Source organism: Tsukamurella spumae (assembly GCF_012396015.1).
Lineage (GTDB): Bacteria > Actinomycetota > Actinomycetes > Mycobacteriales > Mycobacteriaceae > Tsukamurella > Tsukamurella spumae.
Genome location: NZ_JAAXOQ010000039.1, coordinates 21,219 through 30,109 on the forward strand (window position 1 = coordinate 21,219; position 8,891 = coordinate 30,109).

General features: G+C 70.4%; 12 protein-coding genes. 6 read left to right on the forward strand and 6 right to left on the reverse strand.

Annotation, left to right across the window (positions count from 1 at the left end):
• Position 1 precedes the first annotated feature (1 nt).
• Positions 2-727 (forward strand): DsbA family protein, encoded by a 726-nt coding sequence (locus HF999_RS20220; RefSeq protein ID WP_168547610.1) that lies wholly within the window; start codon positions 2-4, stop codon positions 725-727.
• Positions 728-730: 3 nt separating this feature from the next.
• Here HF999_RS20220 and HF999_RS20225 read toward each other — a convergent pair whose 3' ends face one another.
• Complete coding sequence (locus HF999_RS20225) at positions 731-1,648, reverse strand: SDR family NAD(P)-dependent oxidoreductase (RefSeq protein WP_168547611.1); 918 nt, start codon at positions 1,646-1,648, stop codon at positions 731-733.
• A 111-nt stretch (positions 1,649-1,759) separates the two neighbouring features.
• Between HF999_RS20225 and HF999_RS20230 the strand changes: the two genes are divergently transcribed.
• The 4 genes from HF999_RS20230 to HF999_RS20245 all read left to right on the forward strand — a co-directional run bounded on the left by HF999_RS20230 (position 1,760) and on the right by HF999_RS20245 (position 5,196).
• Positions 1,760-2,428, forward strand: coding sequence for a TetR/AcrR family transcriptional regulator (locus HF999_RS20230; protein WP_168547612.1), 669 nt, complete (start codon positions 1,760-1,762; stop codon positions 2,426-2,428).
• Between the two features lie 71 nt (positions 2,429-2,499).
• A complete protein-coding gene (locus tag HF999_RS20235) occupies positions 2,500-3,405 on the forward strand; it encodes an aldose 1-epimerase family protein (protein WP_246208227.1) in 906 nt (301 codons plus the stop codon).
• An 87-nt stretch (positions 3,406-3,492) separates the two neighbouring features.
• A complete protein-coding gene (locus HF999_RS20240; protein WP_168547614.1) occupies positions 3,493-4,785 on the forward strand; it encodes a citrate synthase in 1,293 nt (430 codons plus the stop codon).
• Between the two features lie 51 nt (positions 4,786-4,836).
• On the forward strand, positions 4,837-5,196 hold the full coding sequence (locus HF999_RS20245; protein WP_068574637.1) for an FKBP-type peptidyl-prolyl cis-trans isomerase: 360 nt from the start codon (positions 4,837-4,839) through the stop codon (positions 5,194-5,196).
• 54 nt (positions 5,197-5,250) lie between these two features.
• Here HF999_RS20245 and HF999_RS20250 read toward each other — a convergent pair whose 3' ends face one another.
• From HF999_RS20250 to HF999_RS20270, 5 genes are read right to left on the reverse strand one after another with little or no spacing between them, the layout of a single operon-like run.
• On the reverse strand, positions 5,251-6,054 hold the full coding sequence (locus HF999_RS20250; protein WP_168547615.1) for a HugZ family pyridoxamine 5'-phosphate oxidase: 804 nt from the start codon (positions 6,052-6,054) through the stop codon (positions 5,251-5,253).
• A 49-nt stretch (positions 6,055-6,103) separates the two neighbouring features.
• Positions 6,104-6,496, reverse strand: coding sequence for a type II toxin-antitoxin system VapC family toxin (locus HF999_RS20255; protein ID WP_168547616.1), 393 nt, complete (start codon positions 6,494-6,496; stop codon positions 6,104-6,106).
• Positions 6,493-6,747, reverse strand: a complete 255-nt coding sequence (locus HF999_RS20260; protein ID WP_168547617.1) for a type II toxin-antitoxin system Phd/YefM family antitoxin — start codon at positions 6,745-6,747, stop codon at positions 6,493-6,495. Before HF999_RS20260 ends, HF999_RS20255 begins: the two co-directional genes overlap by 4 nt.
• Positions 6,748-6,779: 32 nt before the next feature.
• Positions 6,780-7,190, reverse strand: coding sequence for a type II toxin-antitoxin system VapC family toxin (locus HF999_RS20265; protein ID WP_168547618.1), 411 nt, complete (start codon positions 7,188-7,190; stop codon positions 6,780-6,782).
• Complete coding sequence (locus HF999_RS20270) at positions 7,187-7,435, reverse strand: FitA-like ribbon-helix-helix domain-containing protein (RefSeq protein ID WP_168547619.1); 249 nt, start codon at positions 7,433-7,435, stop codon at positions 7,187-7,189. The genes HF999_RS20265 and HF999_RS20270 overlap by 4 nt, the downstream gene beginning before the upstream one ends.
• A gap of 153 nt (positions 7,436-7,588) precedes the next feature.
• Between HF999_RS20270 and HF999_RS20275 the strand changes: the two genes are divergently transcribed.
• Positions 7,589-8,776, forward strand: coding sequence for a hypothetical protein (locus HF999_RS20275; RefSeq protein WP_168547620.1), 1,188 nt, complete (start codon positions 7,589-7,591; stop codon positions 8,774-8,776).
• The last annotated feature ends 115 nt before the right edge of the window (positions 8,777-8,891 follow it).

The following is an 8,891-nucleotide window of genomic DNA, read 5'->3' on the forward strand; positions in this document are numbered from 1 at the left end:
CATGAGGATGCTCCGGGGAATCTCCGTCGTCGTGGCCGTGCTCGTCGCGGTGCTCGGCCTGGCCGCGTGCAGTCGCTCCATCGCGGGGACCGCGGTCGCGGACCCGTCCGGCACCGCGGCTGCCGCGTCCACTACTGGGGCTGAGCCCGCGAGTTCGCGCACGGACAGTCGTACGTCGACGGACGGCACCGGCGTGGTCGTCGGGAAGGCGGGAGCCGGCATCCCCACGGTCACGGTCTACCTGGACTTCCTCTGCCCGGCATGCGCGGAATTCTCGAGTAAGTACGAGCGAGCGCTCTACGCCGCGGCCGATGCGGGGAGGCTCACCGTGATCTATCGGCCGGTGACCTTCCTCGATGGTCAGTCTGTGAGTCGTACCTACTCGTCTCGCTCCGCGGCCGTGCTATTGGCGCTGGCCAACGCAGGGTCGTCGGCCTCCGTCATCGATCGATTCATTTACGGACTCTTCGCGATACAGCCGAAAGAGGGAGGCACCGCGGATCTGTCGACCGAGCGGCTCGCTGAGGTGGCCGCCGCGTCCGGGGCGGCAGACTCCGTGATCCACCGTATCCAGCTTGGCACCACTGGGGTCGACGGCAAGGCGGTGGGAGCCGCGAACCTCAAGCTCCTCACCGCCGCCGGCGGCACGGGCACCCCGACGGTGCTGCACGACGGAGCGCAGGTCGCGCTCACCGATCCTTCGTGGCTGCAGAAGATCCTGGGCTGAACCTCAGACCGGGAAGGACACCCCGGTGAGCTCCTCGGACACGGCCCACAGGCGGCGCTGCAGGTCCAGGTCGTAGGACTGGCCGCTGGAGGCGACGACCCTCGGGGCACCGCGCCGCTCGCCGAGTCCGTCCGGGCCGTAGTACTGGCCGCCGAGCGCGCTCGGGTCCGTCGCCGCGCGCAGCTGAGACAGCGCGCCGTGCTGCGCGTCGTGCGAGAACAGGGGAGCGGCGACCTGCGCCATCTGGAGGGCCTTGGGCAGGTTGCGGACCAGCTCGGTGTCGGCGATGCCCGGGTGCGCCGCGACGGCGACGGTGCCGTGCTCGCCCGATGCGCGCGCCTCGAGGCGGCGCTGCAACTCGTAGTGGAAGAGCAGGTTCGCGAGCTTGCTCTGCCCGTAGGCGGCGACCCGGTCGTAGGAGCGCTCCCACTGCAGGTCGTCGAAGTGGATCGCCGCGCGGATGCGGTGGGCGAGCGAGGCCACCGTCACCACGCGGGAGCCCGGAACGTCGAGCACGAGGTCGAGAACCTGTGCGGTCCAGGCGAAGTGGCCCAGGTGATTGGTGCCGAACTGCAGCTCGAAGCCGTCGGCCGTGGTCTGCTTCGGCGGATACATGACGCCGGCGTTGTTGATCAGCAGGTCGATCCGGGGCGTGCTCTCCCGCAGCTCCGCAGCGGCCTCGCGCACCGAGTCCAGCGAGCCGAGGTCCAGGCGCTGTAGGCGCACCGTCGACCCCGGGGCGGCGGCGGTGATGCGCCGGACGGCCTCCGCGCCCTTGTCCGGGTTGCGGACCGCGAGCACCACCTCGGCGCCCTTCTGCGCGAGCGCTCGGGCCGTCTCGAAGCCGAGCCCGGTGTTGGCGCCGGTGACGACGGCGACCCGTCCGGTCTGGGTGGGGACGTCGTTCTCGGTCCAGCTCATGTGCACTCCTGCTGTGTCGTCGACGGTTAATAGACCGTCGGTCTGTTGTGCCTCCACGGTAGGAGCCCGCCGTTCCGCTGTCAATAGACCAGTGGTCTGTAAAATCGAGTCGTGGGATTCCAGCGGGCGCGCACCGAGCAGCAGCGGCAGGAACGGCGGGAGGCGATCCTGGCCGCGGCCGCCGCGATGCTCGGCGAGATGCCCGTGGCGGCGCTCACGCTCAACGAGCTCAGCCGCCGCGTCGGCCTCGCGAAGTCGAATGTGCTGCGCTACTTCGAATCCCGCGAGGAGGTCCTACTGGAGGTGCTCACCCGCTCGGCGACGGGATGGATCGCCGAACTCGACGAGGCCTGGACCGCAGAGGAATCGGACGCCACCACCCCGGCCGCCGAGCGCATCGAGCGGTTCGCCGCCGTCTACGCCCGCGTCGCGGCCGCGCGGCCGGAACTGCTCGACCTCGTCGCCGCGCAGGCGGCCGTCCTCGAACGCAATGTCTCCACCGACGCGATCGTGCGGTTCAAGCGCGCCGCGCTGGCCGGAATGGAGCTCATGGGGCGGGTCCTGCGGCGCGCGGTCCCGGAGCTCGGGGACGGGGCGACCGCGGTGTGCGTCTTCCTCGTCACCCTCTCGGGCGCCGTCTACACGCAGGCCGAGCAGTCGCGGGTGTGCGGCAGCGCCTACCTCGTAGACCCCGAGCTGGCCGTCTTCCGGGTCGAGCTGGTCCCCGCGCTGCAGGCCGCGGTCGCGACGGTGCTCGCCGGGGCCCTGGCCCGCGGGTAGCAGGGGGTTGCGCCGGCGCCGGTGCGGCCGACGCCGCTCGCCCCGGCGGTACCGCCCGTAGGATGACGGCCATGACGGTGCAACCGGGGTTCACCATCGCGGCCGGCGGTTACGTCGCCGAGATCGCGCGCACCGGCGCGGGCCTGCGCGGCCTGCGTCGCAACGGGGTCGCCCTCACCGAGGAGTGGCCACTGGGAGTCAAACCCCCGTTGTCCGCGGGGCTGGTCCTGGCGCCGTGGCCCGGCCGCACCGAGGACGGCATCTACCACTGGGACGACGAGCTCTACCGCCTCGAGGTCACCAGCGAGGTCACCGGGACCGCCGATCACGGCCTCGTCCGCCGCGTCGACTGGGACGATGTCGAGACCGCCGCGGACGCCGTCACCCTGGTCCTCGACGTCGGGCGGCATCGCGGCTGGCCCTTCGACCTGCACCTGCGGATCCGCTACAGCGTCGCCGCCGACGGCCTGACCTGCGCCTTCGAGGCGCGCAACACCGGCACCGTCGACCTGCCCTTCGCCGTCGGCTTCCACAGCTACCTCCGGGTGGGCGACAGCTCCGTCGACGACTGCACGCTCGAGCTCGGGGCGGAGCAGTGGCAGCCCCTCAGTGCGCGCCTGCTGCCCGACGGTCCGCCGCGCCCCGTCGAGGGCTCGGCGTACGACTACCGCGCCCCGCGGTCGCTGGCCGGCGTCCACATCGACACCCCGTTCACCGGTGCGTCCGGCCGGTACGTCCTGCGCGGACCGGAGGGGGAGACCCAGCTGTGGACGGCACCGTCGTTGCCCTGGGTCCAGGTGTTCATCGCGGACCCGGCGGACGGCAAGGGCTTCCCCGGACGGGGCGCCGACGGCGGGCCGGGCCGGGCCGTGGCGGTCGAGCCGATGTCCGCCCCGGGCAACGCGCTGCACACCGGGACCGACGTGGTCCGCATCGCTCCCGGGCGATCGTGGACGTCCGAATGGGGGATCAGGTGACACCCTCGTTTTCGCCGAGGGCCGCGATACCGCTAGGTTCTAGCCAGGTAGCTTTTATCCGCCGACTACAGCGAGGGGATACGAACATTGTCCACCGATGACAACACCGCGAACGCTACGGTCGCCTACCCTGGCGGCCAGATCGAGCTGCCGATCGTCAAGGCGACCGAGGGCGCAGACGGTATCGCGCTCGGGAAGTTCCTCGGGCAGACCGGTCTGAGCACCTTCGACAACGGCTTCGTCAACACCGCTTCCTGTAAGTCGGCCATCACCTACATCGACGGCAACGCGGGGATCCTGCGCTACCGCGGGTACCCGATCGAGCAGCTCGCGGAGAAGTCGACCTTCATCGAGGTCAGCTACCTGCTGATCCACGGTGAGCTGCCCAGCCCGGAGCAGCTGGCGGAGTTCACGGCCAAGATCCAGCGGCACACGCTGCTGCACGAGGACCTCAAGCTCTTCTTCAACGGCTTCCCGCGCAACGCGCACCCGATGCCGGTCGTCTCGTCGGCCGTGAACGCGCTCAGCGCGTACTACCCCGACTCGCTCAACCACAACGATCCGGCGCAGGTCGAGCTCGCGACCGTCCGCCTGCTCGCGAAGTTCCCGACCATCTGCGCCTACGCGTACAAGAAGTCGGTCGGTCAGCCCTTCCTCTACCCGGACAACTCGCTGAGCCTGGTCGAGAACTTCATGCGGATGACCTTCGGGTTCCCGGCCGAGCCCTACGAGGTCGACCCCGAGCTGGTCAAGGCCCTCGACATGCTGCTCATCCTGCACGCGGACCACGAGCAGAACTGCTCGACCAGCACCGTCCGCCTCGTGGGCTCCTCGAACGCGAACCTGTTCACCTCGATCTCGGGCGGCATCAACGCCCTGTGGGGCCCGCTGCACGGCGGCGCCAACCAGGCCGTCCTCGAGATGCTCGACGACATCAAGGCCTCCGGTGGCGACACCACGGCCTTCATGAACAAGGTCAAGAACAAGGAAGACGGCGTGAAGCTCATGGGCTTCGGGCACCGCGTCTACAAGAACTACGACCCCCGTGCGGCGATCGTGAAGCAGACCGCGGATCGCATCTTCGAGCTGCTCGGCGTATCCGACGAGCTGCTCGACATCGCCAAGGGCCTGGAGGACGTCGCGCTGCACGACGACTACTTCATCGAGCGCAAGCTGTACCCGAACGTGGACTTCTACACCGGTCTGATCTACCGCGCGATGGGTTTCCCGACGCGCATGTTCACGGTGCTGTTCGCGCTCGGCCGGCTTCCCGGCTGGATCGCCCACTGGCGCGAGATGCATGAGGACCCGACCACCAAGATCGGCCGTCCCCAGCAGATCTACACGGGCCACACCGCCCGTGACTACCCCGGTGCCTGAATGCCGCCGATTCGTCGCGACAACCTGCACCGCCTGATCAAAGGAGCCTCAATGACCAAGCCGGAGATCGAGTTCATCGAGGGCCCCGCGCCCACCGAACTCGTCATCAAGGACATCGTCGTGGGCGACGGCGCCGAGGCCCAGCCGGGCAGCGTCGTCGACGTGCACTACCTCGGCGTCGAGTTCGAGTCGGGCGAGGAGTTCGACTCGTCCTGGAGCCGCGGCGAGTCGATCAACTTCCCGCTGCGCAGCCTCATCGCGGGCTGGCAGGAGGGCATCCCGGGGATGAAGGTCGGCGGCCGTCGCCAGCTGATCTGCCCGCCCGCCCTCGCCTACGGGCCCGCCGGTGGCGGACACCGGCTGTCGGGCAAGACGCTCGTGTTCGTGATCGATCTGCTGGGCGTCAAGTAGCGTTTGCGCAGTTAGGGCCCCGTACCGTCGTTCGACGGTGCGGGGCCCTTCGCGTCAGGTCGCGTCCGCCGCGAGGCGGGCGAGCTGCACCGTCGCACCGCGCAGCCCGGCGGCATCGTCGAGCGGCTCGAGGTAGCCGACGCGCGTGACGGCCCACCCGCGGGGCGTGTCGACCCGCAGGTCGAGGCCGTAGCGATCGGCGCGCTCGCAGCGGGCCGTCGTGGCGTCCGGGTACCCGCCGAAGCGCTGCGCCATCGCCAGCAGCGAGTCCGCGTGGTCGTCGTTGAGGTGGCGCACCGCCCCGTCGGACGCCGGGGCCACCGGGTCGGGTGCGGCCGCCGCGTAGTCGGCGCCGCTCGCCGAGTCCATGCGGCCGTAGCCGCCGACCCACCGCACGCGCTCGACCCCGAGCACCCACAGCGTGAAGTCGCTGTAGTCGATGTAGTGCCGGGCCGCCGGGACCGCGTCGAGGTGCGCCTGCCGTGCCGCCGCGGCCTCCTGCCCCGCGGGCTCGCGCACCCGCCCGGCCAAGGTGATCCGGGTGTTCGCGAGCGGATCGCCGGGCGCCGCGGGGGCCACGATCGACAGGCTCGCGCGGGGATCGCGCCGCAGGTTGCGGCCGTGTTCGGCCATGTGGGACACGCACAGCACCGGGTCGCCGCCGAGCATGCCGTAGGTCACCAGGGAGGCCCAGGGCGCACCGTCGGACGTCAGGGACGCGAGCGTCGCGGTGAACGTGCCCGCGGCGACGGTGCGCGCCTCCTCTGCCGCGGAGGGGCGCGCGGGGCGGGCGATGTCGGTCAACGGCGGGGCGATCGTGGGGGCGTCGCCGGGGTCGCCGTGGTCTCGTACGGTCATGCGTCCGAGCGTAGGCCAGGCGCGCGCCGCGCGGCTCGGCAGCGGAGCGTCACGTCACCGGGTCCTCGACGGTGAGCCCGTGCGCCTCCGCGACCTCGGCGAGCCTCGCGTCGTGGGTGACCATGACGGTCCTCGAGCCCAGCGCGAGTGCTGTCGCGAGATGGATCGCGTCGAGCGTGCGGAGGTGCTGCGCGATCGACTCGGCCGACGTGAGGATCGCTTCGGTCAGCGGACTGACCGAGACGTGGTCGAGGATCTCGTCCCGAGCGCTGACCTTCGCGGCCTCGCGCCGGAGGTAGCGGGTGAGTTCCGTCTGGAGGATCCGCGACGAGAGGATCGTCGACTCGGGGGCGACAGAGGTCGATTCCAGCCAGGTGACCGCTCCGGGAGTTCGTTGCAGTGCGTGTACCGCGACGGACGTGTCGAGGTAGTAGAACGTCATCGGTCCTCGCGCATCTCGCGGAGAATCTCGTCGATCTCCGCAACGCTGCGCTTGGGCAACGGACTCGGACGATCGGACAGCTTCGCGCCACCCTTCTTCCGCGGCGGGATGAGGTCGATCGTCGGCTCGGGCGGAACGAGCCGTGCCACGACCCGACGGTGCCTGGTCACCGCGTAGGTTTCCCCGTTCTCCACTTCCGCGAGCGCGGCCGTGGGGTTCTGGCGGAGCTCGGCGACGGTGATCGTCTTCATGGCATCCAGGCTACGTATTCATCTACCTTTGTCTAGATCGTGTGGTTCCAGGGATCGACGAGTCGCAGACCGAGGCCCTCGAAGTCCTTGACGTTCCGCGTGGCCAGGCCGGCCCCGGTCTGCCGGGCGATCGCCGCGATCATGGCGTCCGCTGTTGTGATCGGCCGGCCATCATGTTGTCGTTGCGCGCGGATCGCCGCGTAGGCCTCGGCGCTGTGAGCCGTGACCGGGAGGATGTCGTGGACGAGTGCCAGGGCATCGGCCGATCGTGCGCGGTACCCGCGTTTGCGGCCACCGTCGGGTAGCTGCTCGATGCCGTACAGCAGTTCCGCCTTCGTGATCGCGGTGGTCACGGGTTGTTCACCCAACGCCATCGCCCAGGCGACTACCTCGCGGGTGTCTGCCATCAAGGCCGAGATGACGTTCGTGTCGAGGATGATCACGGCTCGTCGAAGGTCCAGGCAGGCTCCACCTCGCGCGGCGGAACGGGCAGGTCGACGGGGCCGTAGGTGCGCCCGATCTCGATGAACGCCTCGACCCAGCTCAGGTCGACCGTCCCGGGCTCGACCAGGGATTCCTCCAGGATCATGCGTGCCTCCGCCTCCATCGACCTGCCGTTGTGTGCCGCACGCACCCGCAGCCGGTCCTTCACGTGGTCCGGCAGGTTGCGGATGGTCAGCGTCGCCATGCCTGCAATGCTAGCAATGCAGTCAATGACTGCATTGCCGGTCGGGATCGAAGGATTCCACCGTTCGGAGGATGGCGCGGACGGGGCCGGAGTACAAGAATGGGTGAGTCGTCGCGGGATCCCTCGCGGCCAGGATCTGGTTCGGAGGACGCGATGAACGGGTTGAAGATCGGGGCGGGGGCGGCTGCGCTGCTGTCGGTGGCGGGCTTGCTCGCGGCCTGCGGCAAGGATTCGGCCACGCAGGATTCGCCGGTCGCGTTCAGCCCGGTCACGGGCGACCAGTACACCGCCAACCCGGGCGCCTTCCAGACGGACGGCGTGGCCGTGCCGCCCAAGAACGTGATGATGGTCGGCGATCCGGTGGCCGCGCAGGCCGTCGTGAACTCGGGCCTGCCGCAGGGCACGATCACCTCGACCACCGACAACACCACGGTCTACTACCCGCCCGTTCCCGCGGACGTGCTCCCCGCCGACATCCGTCCCGCGGCGCAGCCCCCGGTGCCGGAGCCGCTGGCCCGGCCCGCGAACACGCGGCCGTGGCAGTACACGCCGCACCAGATCGACGCCTACCGCGCCATCTGCGACACCGGCCGTTGGGGCTCGTGGGTCGCGGGCCCCGAGTACCAGACGCAGGTCTGCTGGAGCGTCTACGGTCGCCAGCTCGGCGTGCGCCCGTGGGTGCCGGGTCAGCCGCGGCCCTGGGACCGGCCGAGCTACCCCAAGCCGTGGTTCGATCCCGGTTTCCGGGCCGACAGCCCGGTGATGTGGATCTACCCGCGGGACTGGGCGCAGCCCAGGCCGCAGCCGATCATCTCCGTGTCGATCACGATCAACCTCGGCACCAACCCGTATCGCAAGGTCAACCCGCGGTACAGCGAACCCTTCTACCCGGTCTGGGCCGTCACGCCCGGACGCGTCGTCGACGTGCGCGGGCAGGGCACGATCGTCGCGCCTGTGTACACCACGACGACGACCACGACCACGACGACCACCGTGGTCAGCGCGCCCGTCGCGCCGGGAGTGGTGCTCGCGCCGCTGCCCACGTCCGCGAAGGTCGAGCCGATCCTCGCGCTGCCCGGCGCCCCGATCCCCGGCAACGCCAACATCAATCCCACGATCCTCGCCCCGGTCCCCGCCGCGCTCGACGGTGCCGTGATCCAGGCCGGTAGCCGCGCCGCGGTCGAGGCCGCCGTCGGCACCAGCGTGAAGGTGTCGGTGGCGAGCACGGCCTCGACGCCGACGACGACGGCCACCACGACCACTGCGGCTGCGGGCACGGCCGGCCGCGGGAGCACGGGCACGGCCACCGCGACCGCCACCGCCCCCGGCGCAGCGGCTTGACCAGGTGCGGCGCGAGCGTCGAGAGCGACAGCTCGCGCTCGTGCAGGGCCTCGCGGACCAGCCCGAACTCCAGCTGCTCGAGGTACCGCAGGCCGCCGTGGAACATCTTCGAGCT

What these genes read in the sequence shown, in the direction of transcription:
- HF999_RS20245 (WP_068574637.1), top strand. Translation starts at nt 4,837, where the DNA reads ATGACCAAGCCGGAGATCGAGTTCATCGAGGGCCCCGCGCCCACCGAA.
- HF999_RS20260 (WP_168547617.1), bottom strand. Translation starts at nt 6,747, where the DNA reads ATGAAGACGATCACCGTCGCCGAGCTCCGCCAGAACCCCACGGCCGCG.
- HF999_RS20225 (WP_168547611.1), bottom strand. Translation starts at nt 1,648, where the DNA reads ATGAGCTGGACCGAGAACGACGTCCCCACCCAGACCGGACGGGTCGCC.
- HF999_RS20250 (WP_168547615.1), bottom strand. Translation starts at nt 6,054, where the DNA reads ATGACCGTACGAGACCACGGCGACCCCGGCGACGCCCCCACGATCGCC.
- HF999_RS20255 (WP_168547616.1), bottom strand. Translation starts at nt 6,496, where the DNA reads ATGACGTTCTACTACCTCGACACGTCCGTCGCGGTACACGCACTGCAA.
- HF999_RS20270 (WP_168547619.1), bottom strand. Translation starts at nt 7,435, where the DNA reads ATGGCGACGCTGACCATCCGCAACCTGCCGGACCACGTGAAGGACCGG.
- HF999_RS20275 (WP_168547620.1), top strand. Translation starts at nt 7,589, where the DNA reads ATGAACGGGTTGAAGATCGGGGCGGGGGCGGCTGCGCTGCTGTCGGTG.
- HF999_RS20220 (WP_168547610.1), top strand. Translation starts at nt 2, where the DNA reads ATGAGGATGCTCCGGGGAATCTCCGTCGTCGTGGCCGTGCTCGTCGCG.
- HF999_RS20235 (WP_246208227.1), top strand. Translation starts at nt 2,500, where the DNA reads ATGACGGTGCAACCGGGGTTCACCATCGCGGCCGGCGGTTACGTCGCC.